The organism is Schaalia radingae, from assembly GCF_900106055.1.
GTDB classification, from domain to species: Bacteria; Actinomycetota; Actinomycetes; order Actinomycetales; family Actinomycetaceae; genus Pauljensenia; species Pauljensenia radingae_A.
In genome coordinates, this window is the sequence record NZ_LT629792.1 from 2215464 (window position 1) to 2231019 (window position 15556).

The window sequence follows — 15556 nt, forward strand, 5'->3', positions numbered from 1 at the left end:
GCCATCCCTCGCGGGTGAGGTTTCCAGCCGTGTCAACAGCCAGAAGCCTCACCCGCTTCTCCCTTTCATCAGCGCCACGCAACGGGTGTGACCGAAACTGCAGCGTATTTGCTCTCTTATTTTTGTGTACTCAGCATCGGCATCGCTATACTTGAACGGTCGCACGGGGTGTGGCGCAGCTTGGTAGCGCGCTTCGTTCGGGACGAAGAGGTCGTGGGTTCAAATCCCGCCACCCCGACCATTGTGATGTGTCGGGACATCGTTGACATTGTGTTGGCGGTGTCCCGATCTTTCTGTATACGGCCGCCTTTCAGTACACTGCCGGCGTTTCCACATCTTGCTGGCCTTTCTGCATCTCACCGCCTTTTTGGGGTTAATGCCCGAAATGTGTGTATGGGGTGGGCGTGTCGCGGGGTGTTTAGTGTCCGGCCCAGCCTTTTTGGGTGTGTCCTGACCGCAAATCCTTCGGGCGGGGATGCCACTGCTGTCCTGCCGCGCGCACCAACACGTGCACATACCCCTAGATTTAAACCCTCCACGTGCACATACCCCTAAAAAGTCTTGTAAAAATGCACAATCCCCTAGATTTAACGCGTGAGGCTCGAGGCCGCAGGAAGCTACTGACGGCTGACCTGCGGAAATAGGTTTTGTCCTTTTGGGGTGCCGACTTTAGCTAGGGGTATGTGCAATTCGAGCGTTAAATCTAGGGGAATGTGCACCAAAGCAGGGAAGATTTAGGGGTATGCGCAACGCAGGTAGCCAGCACGTATTTCAATCAAGTCGGCGCTTTGTTCCGCGACGAGGCATCAACGAAACAGAGGAGGAAGCCTCTGGCACGTGGAGGTGAGTGAGCACCGCGGCGTGGCACAATGGAGCTTTCAGAACTTCTGTTCACTGATCGGAGTGTTATGGACGGCATCACCCAGTATCTTGACTATGTTTTTGATCAGGTTGCCGACAGGGACACCCCTCAGGTCCAGGCTACCCGCACACAGATCCACGATCAGATGAGCGAACGGGTACAGGCACTGGTTGACTCCGGCGTTGACGAGGATTCCGCACTGTCAACTGTGATCAGCCAGTTCGGCACGCCAGATGAGCTCGCAGCCTCATTCGGGCTTGAAGCGCTGTCACCCTCGACACCGAAACGCGACGTGGTTCCCGAAGAATTCACCGTGGTGGATCTGCAGTGTGCCCAGCGTGTGCTGGACTATCGCCGCGAACGAGGCCAGCGCATTGCCCTGGCGTCAGCTCTGTGTGTCATCGCATTCATCCCGATCATCGTGCTTGAACTGCTCGCAGGCCAGGACGGTGCCGTGACCGTGACACTCGCGTTGAGCATCGGCGGTGCCGTCGTGCTTGTGTGCTTCGCCGTTGCGGCATACCTGTTCATTGCGGATCCGCATCGCCGTGAGTTCTCAGAGTGGAAACGGACCCGCTGGATCGCTGATGCCGAGGCTCGTGCGCATGTTCGTGAGCAGCGCGACCGCTTCACCCCTTCTTTCAGCACGATGACAGTCAGTGGAGCAACGGGGTGTGTCATCGCCACAGTCCTCATCGTATTGACAGGGTTCATTGACCCCGCCCGACTGCCCTACGCTCTGCCGATCTGTTTTGGCGTGGCAGGTGTGATCCTGACGGTTTCCATCTACGTTCTGGTGCGGGCGCAGTCATTCAGGAATGCGCTCAACCTGATCGTCCCGGACGAAACCTAGACGTCAGAGCGCGTATGCGGCAGGTACTCCCACTGCACGTCGATCACGTCCGCAAACCTTTCAATCATCGCCCAGATCGCGTCGGTGCACATTTCGACCGAATCGATCGCATCCTGACCACCTGAACAGATCGCGATCTGAACAGGCTCGTCAGCGCTTCCTGCACCGAAACGCAGCATGGAGGCTCCGCCTCCGTAGGCACCGAACCCCTCGGGCACGCCCTCAGCGGGAGTTTTGTGCGCGAATCCCTCTCTCAATGCGCGCCGCAGGTCGGCGCACACCGTCTCATCACCGTCCGTGACGGTAATGCGGACAAGCATGTTGAGCAGCTGGTTTTCATTTTCCCGGCCATAACCCCAGTCATAGTCGGGTGTCCACGGTTGAGCTGTCATGACGTGTCCTTTCCGGATGGGGTCGCCCTCGTCGATGCTTGTCTAGTCTACGTCGCCAAGGCTGCGGCGGCGGAAGAAAGCGGCGAGGATTCCGCCGGACAGATTGTGCCATACGGAGAAGACGGCTGCCGGCAAAGCGGATTCGGGAGTGAAGAACTGGGAAGCGAGGCCTGCGGCCAGACCGGAATTCTGCATGCCCACCTCAATGCAGGTGGTGCGGGCAACACGCTCTCCGCCTCCGGTGGCTCGTCCAGCGAAATATCCCAGCAGGTGTCCGAGGACGTTATGCAGCATCACGACGAACAGCACAAACAGGCCAGCGTGCACAATGCGATCAGCTGACTTGCCGACAACAGCAATCAGCACGTAGGAAATACCGAGGACAGACACCCACGGCAGGAACGGCAGCACTTTCTGCACGGAGCTTTCTGCCAGGCGTCGAATAATCAGGCCGGCCAGAATCGGCACAAGGACGATCTGCACAATCGTCTTCGCCATCGACCACGCGTCAACAGGCAGGTATTGGCCGGCCAGCCACTGCGTGAGCAGCGGAGTCATGATCGGGGCAAGCAGAGTCGACACGGATGTCATGGCGACGGACAATGCAACATCACCTTTGGCCAGATAGGAAATCACGTTCGACGCAGTGCCGCCCGGCGCGCATCCCACCAGGATGACGCCCACGGCAAGTTCGGGCGGAAGGCTGAATACCTTCGTCAAGACGACGGCCAGTGTGGGCATAATGACGAACTGTGCAATCACACCGACGATGATGGGGAGCGGACGCTTGACGACCAGGACAAAATCGGATGCCGTCAGCGTCAGGCCCATGCCGAACATGATGACGGCGAGCGCAATGTTGACGCCTCCTGCCAGGCGCGCCGCTGGCCCGGGAATCAGCAGTCCCACGATGAAGGCGATAATGATGATGAGCGGGAAAACGGTCGCTGCGCGGCGAGCCGAGCGGTCCTCCGGATTCAGACGTGCCGATGAGTGATCCTGCTGGGAGTCGAGCACGTTGGTCGTGCTCTCATTATTGTGTTCATGGGACATAGATGTACAGTGCTCCACCGCATGCCACAGATGATTCGGCATCTCACCTTTTGGCCGAAGTGTCCATATGGCGACCACGTGCGCCACTTCCGTACACTGATCGTCATGACGAGCCGCCCGACTGACCATCCGCGCATCCGACGCCCGCGTTCTTCTTCGCGCGTGCGCGCACTCATGCGCACCGGCTGGCTGCCTGACCAGCATGGCTCGTGGATGATGGCGCTGCTGCCTTTCCTGGTCGGTGCCACGCGCGGAGGCTGGCGCCCTCTTCACCTGCTGGTTCTGGCTGCGTGGATGGTGGCGTTCATGTTGTTTTCTGCGGGAAGCTGGTGGATCCGCTCCCCCAAGCGTCAGCGTTTCGCAGCGGCCACAGGCACGTGGGCCGTAAGCACCGTCCTCCTGGGCGGAGCGTCGGTCCTGTGCGCCCCGAAACTGCTGTCGTGGGCACCGATTTTCGCACCCCTCATCGCGATCGCGCTGGTGCAGAGTCTGCGGCGGCGCCAACGGTCCATACTCGCGCGACTGTCGCAGGTATTTGCTTCTGTGTTCATGTGTCCTGTTGCGGTGGATATCTCGACCGCTTTCCGGCGCACACACTGGTTCCCCTGGCAAGGCGGCGAGCTGTGGCCTCAGGCCTGGTGCGCGTGGGCAGCGTTGGCCGGAGTGCTGGTCGGGTCCGTTCTGCATGTGCGCTGCCTGATCCGCGAGCGCGGAAACCCCACTTGGATTGTCGCCTCAGTGATCTGGCATGCTCTGACTGTCATCGGGACTGCGTGGGCAGCTGAGGCCGGGCAGCTTCATTGGCTCGTACCCTGTGCCTTCGCGCTCGCATTCACGAGGGCGACTTTCATGCCGTGGAAGCATCAGCGCACCACGATCGCCGTGAAATACATCGGGCTGGCCGAACTGGTCGTCATGGTGGCTGTGGGAGCTTCCCTCATGGTGGCGCCTTAGCGGTGGTCTGGCGGCAGGCATCATGAGACCATGTACCTATGAGGTTTCTTGTACGTTCCCTTGCCAATCTGGTCGGAATCTGGGTGTCCACCCTGATCATCAGCTCCGTGAATTTTGCTCCCGAAGCGTCGGTGTGGAAATCTCTGGGCACGATGATTCTGGTGGCTTTGATTTTCACGGCGGTGAACTCACTGGTTCGCCCACTGGTCAAGGTTGTCACCTTCCCGCTGTATATCCTCACCTTCGGCTTGTTCGCACTGGTCACAAACGCGTTGATGTTCATGCTGACAGGATGGCTCAGTGAGCAGGCGAATCTTGGTTTCACGGTTGGAGGCTTCTGGCCGGCAGTGGGTGCGGGTCTGATCACGGCTGTTATTTCCGCTCTTGTTGTCGCCGCGCTGCCACGCAGGTCAGAGTCGTAGCTATTCATCTGCAAAGATGCGGCGAGTGTTGAACAGCTGCGAGGTTGTCACAGTCTGATCGCTCAGGTGCAGTGACTGTTCGCGATGCCTGGACCATTCGCGTACTTCCGGGGGCGCCGCATACGCTGACGGATCATTCAAGGCGTCGAAGGCTTTGGTATACGGTTCCAGGCCGTGCGGCGTGATGTCCAGCCCCTCCCCGTCCAGCGGTCCGACCAGGTCGCCGTCAAAGGAAACAGTCACCGCATCGTTGACATCCATGTTGGGGGAGCCGTCAAGAGGCGGGACGATGTCGCGCGTATTCTCCATGAACAGGGTGTGGACGCCCTCGGGCATGACGTAATTTCCTGTCGGAGACCCGGCGGTCAGACTGGAGACGACGGTGTACTTGCGCGTCGTGTCCGGGTCGGCAATGAGCTGCGTATTTGTGATACCCGACTGGGAGTGTCCGACGAATTCAACGGGCTCGTCGGGTGCGATCCCCGCCATGTCCATCGCTTCGAGGGTTGCAGCACTCAGGTCGTTATTATCATGGCCGACCGCCTGCAAGTTGCTGAGCATGTCCTGCGGGTTGGTCTGCCCGGGTGTCCACTTTTGCGTACCGCGCACGACGACTGACCATGATCGCTTTGTCGACCCGTCGGGCTGCGGCGTTTCATGTTTGAGGATCTCAAGCTGGCCGAACGTGTCGCTGCCGCTTTCAAGCTGACTGACGCGGTCCAACAGTTCACTACCACTGCGAGGCGTCGGTACGGTGCGGGGCAGGCGGGGAGTTGGCGCATACCTGTTGGATACGCTCACGCCGCTGGCTCGACTCGACGCATTCACCGCACTTCGCGCCGTCAACCACAGCGGCGGCACACCCGCCAATGCAGCCACACCTGTTTTCGGGATGCTCGGATCAACGACACGGATCTGCGAGGATCGCTGGGGACGCCCCGATCCTCCCGCGTCACTGATTTGCGAGGTGGTGATTTGCAGGCCTGCCAGCGGTCCCGTCGCGCGCTGCCCGACCGTGAAGAAGAGCTGACTGGCAACGCGTGCGGCGTCAACGGTTTGAGTGCGCGGACTGCCCCACCATGCCTGCTGACCGGCATCGGGACGGAAACCGTACAGATCCCTTCTGGTGGACAGGGAATTCACTGTCGTCCCCAACGTCGCAATGTCGAATTCGACACGGTATCCCAAGGTAGGGTCGCTGTGCATCTTGCCGCTGAATTCATTCGCATACCCGTAGACTTGCCCCGCTGTCAGCCCTGTTGTCAGTGGCGAAAGCGGTGTCCACGACACTCGTCCGTCCACCAGCAGCATGCGTGCGGTGACAAAACGCTGGGCATCGCCTTCTGCACTGAGATACTTCATTGCCGCTGCGGTCAGGCGGTTACTCAAAGATTCCAGACGCACAACGAGCGCACTCACAGCAGTCATCGCATCCTCCACCGCGCCGATGAGGCGGCCGGAGTCGACCCCCAGCATGGCGGCCGAGGACGCCATGAGCTGAATAACCATCAGACTCGCATAACAGTTCTGCGCCGTCTCTTTCGCCATCATCACGCCGAGTGCCGCCCCGATCAGCTCATCTGTGTCAACACTGGTGTGTGCGCTGGTGGTGACAACGGAGTCATAGAAACCTGGGTCTACGCTCTGCTCACTCACGCGTTCCTCCTATCCCCCAACCGGACACATCAATACGGAGTTGCGTGCCGCATCGCCCACAACCTGCTGCGCCCACATCGCATCCGTCACAACGGCGTTGAATTCCCGGCGCGCCAGGTCCGCAGTGGGTCCTTGCCAACTGGGGCATTCGATGGCGCTGAGAGTTGCAACCAGCCCATCCATGTCCTCGCTCACGCTCCACAAGCTCCTCAGTACCGCGTCGATTTCGCCGCTCATATGCTGCCTCCTTCACATCAATGACGGTGTCACGGTAGCCAGCCTCATCGCCTCGCGCGCATGCCGTGCGGCCGCCTGTGGATTGGCGAGGGGAGGCGCGCGAACCTGTGGAAAACCTCTCCGCTCCACCATTCGCACTTGACCGAGTGATTGAATACAGTGTGATCACCCCACGCGCATGACTTTTCTTCGGGAGATGACCGGATGTACGTCGATCCCACATCCAACACCAAGGCTTCGAACCTCAGGTGGATTGTGCCCTACTGCCGCCCCGACGTTCCGCGCGTCTTTGCCGCACTGGTGCTGTTCGTCGTCGACAAGATCCTGATCATGCTGGTCCCGATCCTTGCGGGAATGATCGTGGATCTCGTCATCGTTGACCGCCACCTCGATCAGCTCCTGCCCCTGTGCGGCGCGATGGTGGGTGCGACGCTTGTACGCACCTGCGCCCGCTACGGCTACCAGATGCTGATGGAACGCTTCGGACAGAACTCGATTTACCGCCTGGTGTCCGACCAGTACGAAAAACTGCATTCGCTGGATTTCACGTACTTCAACCACACGCGCACCGGCGACATCATGAACCGCCTGACCGCAGACACCGACGCGATCCGGCACTTCCTGTCGTGGGTGACCTACAACGTGGTCGACTGCGTGTGCCTGTTCATCGGCTCACTGGCCGTCATGTTCACGATCGAATGGCGCCTCGCGCTGGCCCTGCTGGCCATCACCCCGTTCCTGGCCTATTGTGCCCGCCAGCTGGCCAAACATGCACGCCCCCTCTTCCTGTCGATGCGTGAATCCCTGGCTCGTCTCAATTCGATGGTGGAGGAAAACATCGAAGGCAACCGCGTGGTCCAAGCCTTCGTGCGGGAACCTTACGAGATCCGCAAACTCGATGAGCACAACGCTGCCGTCGACCCACATGTGTGCCTGGTAGTCGACTGCTCCACAGTTGAGGATCACACGCTGCCCGGACCCGCGCACCGCGCTGATCTCAGCGTCCGTCAGCGCGCGGTAGTACCAGCAGATCGGGTGAAATGACGGGTCATTGATGCCGGAGGCTTCAGATTCGGGCGGGTACGGCACGGTGATTGTGCGATCGAAGATCTCAGCCGGATTGTCACGAGGGCGCTCTCAATGCTCGCTCAGGCCGCGATCCTCATCATCGTATGCGAAGAGCCACTGACCGGTGAGGTCGAGCCACTCCTGGCGGCATAGCTGTGGGTGCTGTTGCGCCACAGTGCGCTCCTCGAAAAACAGATGAACCGAGTCTCGTTCTGATTGTACGGTAAGGATATGGGTACTTTTCGCAAGAGTGATCAGCGACCAGGCAGGATCCTGTACGAGGTGGCCGGTCTCAAGTGGCTTGCTGACACGCCACCCCAGGCTGCGCCCGTTGTGCCGGTGAGCGATTACGGCACGACATGGCTGGAGGAACCCGACCTGGAAACGACGCGACCAACCAGGCAGACTGCCGAGGATTTTGGTCGCGCACTGGCCCACACACATGCGGCTGGCGCACCGAATCTGGGTGCGCCGCCCCCGGCTGACGAGGACGCTCAGGGGTGGATGGGGCTGACTCGCCTGCCGCTCCTGTCCGAAGTCGAAGCACCCACGTCATGGGGCAAGTTTTACGCCGAATATCGAATCCGCCCGTACCTCAAAGCCAAAGCCTTCACCGCAGATGAGCGCGCCACACTCGAAGCTTTGTGCACCAGGCTTGAAAGCGGCGCCCTCGACCATGATCAACCGCGACTGGTCACAACGCCTGCGGCCCGCACGCACGGGGACCTGTGGTCGGGCAACGTGATGTGGACCCCGAACGGTGCGACGCTGATCGACCCGGCTGCTCAGGGCGGTCATGCGGAGGAAGACTTGGCGGCACTTGCCGTATTCGGCGCGCCCTTCGTGGAGCGGATCTGGGCGGCTTACGACGAGGAATCGCCCCTTGCTGACGGCTGGCGCGAACGCATTTCACTGCATCAGCTACATATGCTCGTCGTACACTGCGAGCTGTTCGGGCGCTCCTACGTGCCTGAAACCCTCGCGATCGCGCGGCACTGGGTGGGTTAAGCCGTCAATCCGTCCAGAGCGGCATCAAACTCGGCGTCGATCTCATCGTTGCGCCGATAGGTTGCCATCGACACTGCGACGCTGACCAGAAGGTTGAACACGAATCCGGGGACGATTTCGTACAGGTCGAAGATGCCGCCTGACAGGTTGCCCCACACGGCCACGGTCACGGCTCCGACGATGATGCCGGCGCATGCGCCTTGCCAGGTGAGTTTGCGCCAGTACAGGCACAGAATCACGATCGGTCCGAATGATGCACCGAAACCTGCCCACGCGAAGGCCACCAGGCCGAGGATCGTGTCCGAGGGACTCCACGCCAGCACCGCTGCCAGTACGGACACGGCGGCCACGGCCAGGCGTCCCAGTAGTACGCCGTTGGTTTCCGACAGGTCTCGTTTGGACAATGCTTTGTAGATATCCTCCACGATTGCCGAGGATGTGACCAGCAGCTGCGATGAAATCGTTGACATGATTGCCGCCAGAATGGCGGCCAGCATGAACCCGGCGATCAGGGGGTGGAACATCAGCTGTCCCAGCGTGATGAAGACGGATTCGGGATTCGGCAGCTGTGATTCGTCGTGCTGGTAGTAGGCGACGCCTGCCAGAGCAGTCATACCTGCGCCGATGACTGCCAGAGCCATCCAGCCGATGCCGATGCGACGCGCAGCCTTTGCTTGCGCGGCTGAGCGCAGCGCCATGAAACGCACGATGATGTGGGGTTGACCGAAGTAGCCCAACCCCCATGCCAGTGCGGAGATAATGCCTATCGCGGCCGTCGCGCTCAGCGTCCCGCCCGATGGATGCAAAATGGTGGGATCCACGCGCTTGATGGTCTGCACCATCGGACTGAAGCCGCCGACGTGAATAATCGCCACGGTCGGCACCAGAATGAGCGCACCCACCATCATGAGGCCCTGAACAACGTCCGTCCACGATACTGCAAGGAAGCCGCCCACCAGGGTGTAGAGCACGACGATCCCGGCCACCAGTGTCATGCCCAGGCGGTAATCCATACCGAAGGATGATTCAAAAAACGAGCCGCCGGCTACCATGCCTGATGACACGTAGAAGGTGAAGAACACCATGATGACCAGGCCGGCGACGATGCGGATCACGTTGTGAGGGTCTTTGAGGCGCGAGGACACGAACGACGGCACAGTGATCGAGTTGGAGGAAACCTGACTGTATGACCTGAGCCGAGGAGCTGTGTACTTCCAGTTCAGCCATGCGCCGATAGTCAGGCCAACCGCGATCCAGCCGTTGATCAGACCTGTCGCGTAGATTGCGCCGGGCAAACCCATCAGCAGCCAGCCCGACATGTCGGATGCGCCGGCCGACAACGCTGCCACACCTGGGGACAGCGACCTGCCACCCAGTATGTAGTCGTCAAGATTGCTCGTCCGGTTGTAGGCCAGCAGGCCGAGCATAATCATGGCGACGAAATACACAATCATCGCGATAGCCTGATACGTCATTTCACTCATTATGGCCCCCTTCGGTCTCGAGGGAAAAGAACAGGATCAGGCTACGTGATGATGTGAGGTAGTCGTCTCCTAGAAGGCTCCCAGTGGGATGGCGATAACGATGACGCACAGCAGCGCGACCACCGACAGGATCGTTTCCATCAGCGACCACGTTTTGAACGTCTCACCCACCGTCATGCCGAAGTATTCCTTGACCAGCCAGAACCCAGCGTCGTTGACGTGTGAGAGGAACACGGATCCGGCGCCGATGGCGAGCACCAGCAGTGCAGCGGCAACGGGTGAAATGTCGGCTGCCATAGGTGCCATGATGCCGCCAGCGGTGATCGTGGCAACTGTGGCCGAACCCGTAGCCAGACGCACGGCGACTGCCACCAGCCAGCCGGCGATCAGGATCGGCATTCCCATCTGCTCAATCCACTGGGCGATGACCTCGGCAATACCGGATTCGACCAGCGTTTCCTTGAAACCGCCGCCGGCACCGACAATGAGGAGGATGGATGCGACCGGGGCCAGCGAGGAGCCCACGATGTTGGTGACTTCCTGTGTGGTGCGGCCGCTCATGCGCCCCAGAACGACAATCGCATACAGCACGGTCAGCAGCAGCGCCACGATCGGTTCACCGACGAATGTCAGCAGTTTGAAGATGATGGAGTCCTCGTGCCCCATCATCACCATTTCGACCACGGTGCGCAGCAGCATCAAGATCACGGGCATCAAAACTACGGAGATTGCCACACCGAATGATGGGCGGTGCCCTTCGCGCTTTTCGGTTTCAGAGGCATCGCCCAGGACACTGGTGGCTTCGCGCGGCACCCACTTGACCATCACCTTCGCCGCCAGCGGGCCGGAAATGATGACTGTGGGCACAGCGACGAGGAGGCCCAGGCCGAGTGTGATGCCGATATTCGCATTCAGTGCGTCAATCGCGATGAGTGGCCCGGGGTGCGGAGGCACGAGTCCGTGCAGTGCCGACAAGCCAGCCAGTGCAGGAATCCCGACCGCTACGACCGGCAGTTTGGCGCGGCGCGCAACGAGCATGACCACTGGGATCAGCAGCACGATGCCGACTTCAAAGAACAGCGGGATACCGACGACGAAGGCGACCAGTGCCATAGCCCACGGCAAGCGGTGCGGAGCTGTCTTTTCAAGGACAGTGTCAACGATCTGGTCAGCGCCGCCTGAGTCGATCAGGAGCTTGCCGATGATGGCGCCGAATGCGATCAGGACGCCCACGCCACCGACGGTGGATCCGACGCCCTTGGTAAATGCGGTGAACGTGTCGGTCAGCGGGATGCCTGCAATCAATGCGAGGACAGCGGATCCGAGTGTCAGCGCGAGGAATGGGTGCATTTTGCGCCAGACGATCAGCACGATGATCGTGGCGATACCGGCCAGTGCCGCTACCAGCAGCTGCGCCACACTGTCCGTGTGTTGCACACCGTCCGCGGCTCCTGCCATGGGGATGAGAATCTGATTCATCGGTTTGGCCCCTTAATCAATCAGACCCTGCTCACGCAGGGCATTCACTGTGGCATTGAAAGTCTCGTCGATATCTCCCAGCGCTGAGATCACTACGCCGTCCTCGTCACTTTCGAGGTCTTCGAGCGTGGCAAACTGTGAAGGCAGCATATTGGGCTTCATGAAGTGGTCACGGGTCGCCATGCGCTCTCGGATGACATCTTCCGGCACGGTCAGATGCACGAAAAAAACGCGTCCTTGCGATTCGCGCAGCAGGTCACGATAGCTGCGTTTCAACGCGGAGCAGGTGACGATCGTTGATTGGCCATTTCTGGCGTGATCGCTCATCCAGTCGCGTATCGAACGCAGCCACGGCCAACGGTCCTCATCGGTGAGCGGTGTGCCCGCACTCATCTTGTCGATATTCGCCTGGGGGTGGAAATCATCCGCCTCGGCTGCTGGCCATTTCAGGAAGTCGGCCATCTGCTGAGCTGCAGTGGTCTTTCCGCATCCGGCAACTCCCATGAACACCAGGTGCACTGCCTCGTTACTCATCTTCCTCCACCCCATTGTCTGTGAACAATCGTTCAGAACTAGCCTACTGATTCTACTGTTCTTGCAACGATTAAACGTGTGAATTGCGGGCAATACGTCGATTCGGTGCGATTGCGTAGAATAAGGCCATGAGCGATACGTGGTCAACTCTTTTCAATCCGGAATCCGGCTATACCGACCTTGCGATGGACACACCCCTGTCCCCTCTGGATGGGCGCTACCGCGCAGCCGTCGCCCCTCTGGCAAACACGCTGTCTGAGGCAGCGTTGAACCGTGCGCGCGTCCATGTGGAAGTTGAATGGCTCATCTACCTGATGGACCACGAGGTTCTGCCCGGCGCTCCCACACTGACCGATGCGGAACGCGCCTATCTGCGCCGCCTGGCCGTCGATTTTGGACCGGAAGACATTCATCGTCTCGCCCGCATCGAAGCTGAAACGCGCCACGATGTCAAAGCGGTCGAATACCTGATCAAAGAGCACTTGGATCAGGCGCCAGACGAGCTGGGAGATTCCACCTGCCTGCCGGACCTGCACGAAGTGGTCCACATTTTCTGCACCTCCGAAGACATCAACAACCTCGCGTACGCGCTGACTGTCGCCGCGGCTGTCACACACACGTGGCTACCGGCAGCCCGCCAGCTCATTGAGTCACTGCGTGCCATTGCGCGCGACGGTGCCGACGCGCCGATGCTGGCACACACCCACGGTCAGCCCGCCACTCCCGTGACAATGGGCAAGGAAATGGCGGTCTTCATTCACCGCCTGAACCGTCAGATCGACCGCATTGAGAAAGCCGAATACCTCGGGAAGATCAATGGTGCGACCGGCACGTGGGCGGCACACATGGTGGCCGTTCCCGGTGCCGACTGGCCGGCGCTCGCTCAGGGATTCGTCGAGTTCCTCGGCTTGACATGGAACCCGCTGACCACGCAGATCGAATCACACGACTGGCAGGCCGAGCTGTACTCGGACGTCGCCCGTTTCAACCGCATCGCGCACAACCTGGCGACGGATTGCTGGTCGTACATTTCGATGGGCTACTTCCACCAGAACCTTGCTGCCCAGGGGTCTACCGGCTCGTCCACCATGCCCCACAAGGTCAACCCGATCCGATTTGAAAACGCCGAAGCGAACCTGGAAATTTCGTGCGCGCTCTTCGACACGTTGGCGGCCACACTGGTGACATCGCGCATGCAGCGCGACCTGACGGATTCAACCACGCAGCGCAATATCGGTGTCGCTTTCGGACATTCGCTGCTGGCACTGGATAATCTGGTGCGCGGCCTGGCCGGACTGGACATCAACCGTGAGCGCATGGCTGCTGACCTGGATCAGAACTGGGCTGTGCTGGGTGAAGCCGTCCAGCAGGCGATGCGCGCTGCTTCCATTGCGGGCGCAACCGGCATGGCCAACCCGTATGAGCGCCTCAAGGAGCTCACCCGCGGGCACACAGTCGGCGCCGACGAAATGCGCACATTCATCGCCGGCCTGGGATTGCCGGGTGAGGTCGAACATCGCCTCCTGGACCTGACCCCCGCCACCTACATTGGCCAGTCCGAAAAGATGGCGGGCTGGGAGTAGTCCGTCCACGGTTTACGGCCGCCAGGCCGGGTCAGCGTCGGGTGCGCCGAAACGCGCATACAGAGCCGAGGGTGTCGCGGTTTCCTCGCTGAATCCAACACTGGTGACGTCGCATCGCACTTCGCCTGCTGAATCCGTGACGCAGGCGCGCACCGCCACGGGAGCCAGCTCCGGGTTGTCCCATGCGCACCGCACCGCATCCTCGAGCTGTTGGCGTGCCTGATCTTCACTGTCGTCATCACACACGATGCGCATGTCAATCAGAGGTGAACGGCCAAACCCTTCGTGCACACGCACATCCAACGACAGGTGCGCTCCCATCATGTCCGGCATGCGCTCAGTCAGCCACTGCTGCACGCGGTGCCCGCGACCCGCCCGTTTCGGCGGTTTAAGAACATCCAGCGCGGCGCTGACCCCCCGCGCTCCGGCGGTGAGCACACTGATCAGCACGGGGTTGTCGATCTGTGGCAGACGGCCGCGTCGCCCTCGTCCATGCCCCTTATTGACGGGGGTGGGTGAGCCTTTTCCCTTACGCCTGCGCATGTGTCCTCCTCAACGCTGAAAAGTCGATCAATGGGTTGGGCTGCCACTGCCAGTCACTGCCCACCAGGTCAGATTCGGGTGCGTCGAGCACGACGTACTGGTCCCACGTCGGCTCTTCGACGGTTTCGAGTACGTCCTGCCACACCTCATGGAATGTGGTGTGCACGGATTCCCCCTCGCGCGGCAGGAATTCCTGCAGGCGGTCCACGCATTCCGAGGGGTATCCGTGTCGGACGACGCTGGCTCGCCGCTCCAGCAGACGCACCGTGTCGGTGTAGATCGTCGATGAATGCGCGTAGTACAGCGGCGACTGACGCGGCCGCACCAGGTTTCGGTGGATCGTCACCCGCTGGTCGGGGGTCAGTGCGGGTGTGCCGTCCAGGGCTGGAATCACGTCCTGGTCGTGAGCAATCGACACCATCGTCACATCGGGGCGAATTTTGATGCGCCGGCATGGTGATCCCATCGTCATCACGCCGCTCACGCGCATACCCGCCTCATCCGGGTCCATCGACGCCAGGGCTGCTGCCACCATGCCGCCCTGAGAGTGGCCGCAGATCAAGACGCGTTCGGCCGGCCAGTCATCCTGGTCCACACCGCTGCGTCGCATCGCTTCATGCACCGCCTTGACCGCTCCGATCCGCACGGCTGAAGGCAGGAAGAGGACTTCGCGGATATTCGATTCCGTGTCGGCAGGGTTCGGAGTCGATGTCGGGTCAAGGTGCATGGTGCCGGGGATGGCCACGATCCAGCGTCGCGCGTCGCTCTCGCCCACGCGCACCACCTTGACCATCTGCCCCATCGATCCGCAGTAGTACATGTCGTCGATGTCGGCGGCGATGTCACCCAGTGACGAGGGTGGCTGCGTTCTACGCAGTTGCGGTGTGGGGTGGCCGGGCGGAACGGTCGGCGTACCGTCGTCACTATCGAGGATCACCGCAGTGTGAACCGCTCCGCCACGAAAATATCCGGTCGCTGTGCCAACAGTCAGTGCGATCACCATCAACGCTTCATATCCGCGACGCGGAACCAATGGCAGCATGGCGCGCGCTCGGCCGTCGCAGTCGGTGTGCGTGGCGATCCGCGCCTTCAGATACAGTCGGCCAGCGTCGGCCACGCGGCGCGCAGCAGCGGCTCCTGCCCGCACCAAAAGCGTGTCCAGGCCCGGTTCATCGAAGAAGATCCGCTGGAAGCGTTCAAGTATTTCCGACCCCATGCGCTCGGAGGCGACCCTCAGCACTTTCTGTGCATCCTTCGGCACGAAGCGCGCATCGGAGAGCAAGTCGGCACCGGCTGCCAGAGCAATGGCCGGAATCATCGGCACGAGTTTCATGCGCACGTAGGTCGGCGGATAAGACTGCGGCACACGTTTGAGTGGATACCACCTGTCTTCGCTGCGACCCATATGTGTAGTCTGGCACGTCCCAT

The 15556-nt window shown here is 60.7% G+C and carries 15 protein-coding genes and 1 tRNA gene; 7 read left to right on the forward strand and 9 right to left on the reverse strand.

Annotated features, from left to right (window positions below; all coding sequences use genetic code 11):
* Positions 1-164: 164 nt before the first annotated feature.
* Both BLT69_RS09745 and BLT69_RS09750 read left to right on the forward strand, forming a co-directional pair.
* Positions 165-241: transfer RNA gene (locus BLT69_RS09745), tRNA-Pro, on the forward strand.
* A 628-nt stretch (positions 242-869) separates the two neighbouring features.
* Positions 870-1715: a hypothetical protein gene (locus BLT69_RS09750; RefSeq protein WP_092648924.1), complete on the forward strand. Its 846-nt coding sequence runs from the start codon at positions 870-872 to the stop codon at positions 1713-1715.
* Here the strand turns inward: BLT69_RS09750 and BLT69_RS09755 are convergent.
* Both BLT69_RS09755 and BLT69_RS09760 read right to left on the reverse strand, forming a co-directional pair.
* Positions 1712-2107, reverse strand: a complete 396-nt coding sequence (locus BLT69_RS09755; protein ID WP_092648925.1) for a hypothetical protein — start codon at positions 2105-2107, stop codon at positions 1712-1714. The two genes, BLT69_RS09750 and BLT69_RS09755, sit on opposite strands and share 4 nt — an antisense overlap.
* 42 nt (positions 2108-2149) lie before the next feature.
* Entirely contained in the window at positions 2150-3160 is a 1011-nt protein-coding gene (locus tag BLT69_RS09760; RefSeq protein WP_092648926.1) for a bile acid:sodium symporter family protein, read from the reverse strand.
* A gap of 105 nt (positions 3161-3265) precedes the next feature.
* Here BLT69_RS09760 and BLT69_RS09765 point away from each other — a divergent pair, with 105 nt between their 5' ends.
* Together BLT69_RS09765 and BLT69_RS09770 are read left to right on the forward strand one after the other, a co-directional pair.
* Positions 3266-4114 (forward strand): YwiC-like family protein, encoded by an 849-nt coding sequence (locus tag BLT69_RS09765; protein ID WP_157886404.1) that lies wholly within the window; start codon positions 3266-3268, stop codon positions 4112-4114.
* A 38-nt stretch (positions 4115-4152) separates the two neighbouring features.
* Positions 4153-4536, forward strand: coding sequence for a phage holin family protein (locus BLT69_RS09770; RefSeq protein WP_092648928.1), 384 nt, complete (start codon positions 4153-4155; stop codon positions 4534-4536).
* On the opposite strand, the gene BLT69_RS09775 is transcribed toward BLT69_RS09770, so the two are convergent.
* Positions 4537-6192 (reverse strand): hypothetical protein, encoded by a 1656-nt coding sequence (locus BLT69_RS09775; RefSeq protein WP_092648929.1) that lies wholly within the window; start codon positions 6190-6192, stop codon positions 4537-4539.
* A 9-nt stretch (positions 6193-6201) separates the two neighbouring features.
* Positions 6202-6429, reverse strand: a complete 228-nt coding sequence (locus BLT69_RS09780; RefSeq protein ID WP_058237490.1) for a hypothetical protein — start codon at positions 6427-6429, stop codon at positions 6202-6204.
* A gap of 204 nt (positions 6430-6633) precedes the next feature.
* On the opposite strand from BLT69_RS09780, the gene BLT69_RS09785 reads away from it, so the two are divergent.
* Positions 6634-7473, forward strand: coding sequence for an ABC transporter ATP-binding protein (locus tag BLT69_RS09785; RefSeq protein WP_058237491.1), 840 nt, complete (start codon positions 6634-6636; stop codon positions 7471-7473).
* Positions 7474-7728: 255 nt separating this feature from the next.
* Positions 7729-8505 (forward strand): fructosamine kinase family protein, encoded by a 777-nt coding sequence (locus BLT69_RS09790; RefSeq protein WP_092648930.1) that lies wholly within the window; start codon positions 7729-7731, stop codon positions 8503-8505.
* Here the strand turns inward: BLT69_RS09790 and putP are convergent.
* The 3 genes from putP to BLT69_RS09805 form a co-directional block, all read right to left on the reverse strand.
* Positions 8502-9989, reverse strand: coding sequence for a sodium/proline symporter PutP (gene putP, locus BLT69_RS09795; RefSeq protein ID WP_092648931.1), 1488 nt, complete (start codon positions 9987-9989; stop codon positions 8502-8504). The two genes, BLT69_RS09790 and putP, sit on opposite strands and share 4 nt — an antisense overlap.
* A gap of 69 nt (positions 9990-10058) precedes the next feature.
* Positions 10059-11468, reverse strand: coding sequence for a GntP family permease (locus tag BLT69_RS09800; RefSeq protein WP_092648932.1), 1410 nt, complete (start codon positions 11466-11468; stop codon positions 10059-10061).
* Positions 11469-11480: 12 nt separating this feature from the next.
* Positions 11481-12002 carry a gluconokinase gene (locus BLT69_RS09805; RefSeq protein ID WP_058237495.1) on the reverse strand — a complete coding sequence of 174 codons (522 nt, stop codon included), beginning with the start codon at positions 12000-12002 and terminating at the stop codon, positions 11481-11483.
* A gap of 128 nt (positions 12003-12130) precedes the next feature.
* On the opposite strand from BLT69_RS09805, the gene purB reads away from it, so the two are divergent.
* Positions 12131-13585, forward strand: a complete 1455-nt coding sequence (gene purB, locus BLT69_RS09810) for an adenylosuccinate lyase (protein WP_058237496.1) — start codon at positions 12131-12133, stop codon at positions 13583-13585.
* 12 nt (positions 13586-13597) lie between these two features.
* Here purB and BLT69_RS09815 read toward each other — a convergent pair whose 3' ends face one another.
* Both BLT69_RS09815 and BLT69_RS09820 read right to left on the reverse strand, forming a co-directional pair.
* Positions 13598-14128, reverse strand: a complete 531-nt coding sequence (locus tag BLT69_RS09815) for a hypothetical protein (RefSeq protein ID WP_058237497.1) — start codon at positions 14126-14128, stop codon at positions 13598-13600.
* Positions 14115-15533, reverse strand: coding sequence for an alpha/beta hydrolase family protein (locus tag BLT69_RS09820; protein WP_092648933.1), 1419 nt, complete (start codon positions 15531-15533; stop codon positions 14115-14117). Before BLT69_RS09820 ends, BLT69_RS09815 begins: the two co-directional genes overlap by 14 nt.
* Positions 15534-15556 lie beyond the last annotated feature (23 nt).

What these genes read in the sequence shown, in the direction of transcription:
- BLT69_RS09820 (WP_092648933.1), bottom strand. Translation starts at nt 15,533, where the DNA reads ATGGGTCGCAGCGAAGACAGGTGGTATCCACTCAAACGTGTGCCGCAG.
- BLT69_RS09765 (WP_157886404.1), top strand. Translation starts at nt 3,266, where the DNA reads ATGACGAGCCGCCCGACTGACCATCCGCGCATCCGACGCCCGCGTTCT.
- BLT69_RS09785 (WP_058237491.1), top strand. Translation starts at nt 6,634, where the DNA reads ATGTACGTCGATCCCACATCCAACACCAAGGCTTCGAACCTCAGGTGG.
- BLT69_RS09815 (WP_058237497.1), bottom strand. Translation starts at nt 14,128, where the DNA reads ATGCGCAGGCGTAAGGGAAAAGGCTCACCCACCCCCGTCAATAAGGGG.
- purB (WP_058237496.1), top strand. Translation starts at nt 12,131, where the DNA reads ATGAGCGATACGTGGTCAACTCTTTTCAATCCGGAATCCGGCTATACC.
- putP (WP_092648931.1), bottom strand. Translation starts at nt 9,989, where the DNA reads ATGAGTGAAATGACGTATCAGGCTATCGCGATGATTGTGTATTTCGTC.
- BLT69_RS09755 (WP_092648925.1), bottom strand. Translation starts at nt 2,107, where the DNA reads ATGACAGCTCAACCGTGGACACCCGACTATGACTGGGGTTATGGCCGG.
- BLT69_RS09770 (WP_092648928.1), top strand. Translation starts at nt 4,153, where the DNA reads ATGAGGTTTCTTGTACGTTCCCTTGCCAATCTGGTCGGAATCTGGGTG.
- BLT69_RS09750 (WP_092648924.1), top strand. Translation starts at nt 870, where the DNA reads ATGGAGCTTTCAGAACTTCTGTTCACTGATCGGAGTGTTATGGACGGC.
- BLT69_RS09790 (WP_092648930.1), top strand. Translation starts at nt 7,729, where the DNA reads ATGGGTACTTTTCGCAAGAGTGATCAGCGACCAGGCAGGATCCTGTAC.
- BLT69_RS09760 (WP_092648926.1), bottom strand. Translation starts at nt 3,160, where the DNA reads ATGTCCCATGAACACAATAATGAGAGCACGACCAACGTGCTCGACTCC.
- BLT69_RS09800 (WP_092648932.1), bottom strand. Translation starts at nt 11,468, where the DNA reads ATGAATCAGATTCTCATCCCCATGGCAGGAGCCGCGGACGGTGTGCAA.
- BLT69_RS09805 (WP_058237495.1), bottom strand. Translation starts at nt 12,002, where the DNA reads ATGAGTAACGAGGCAGTGCACCTGGTGTTCATGGGAGTTGCCGGATGC.
- BLT69_RS09780 (WP_058237490.1), bottom strand. Translation starts at nt 6,429, where the DNA reads ATGAGCGGCGAAATCGACGCGGTACTGAGGAGCTTGTGGAGCGTGAGC.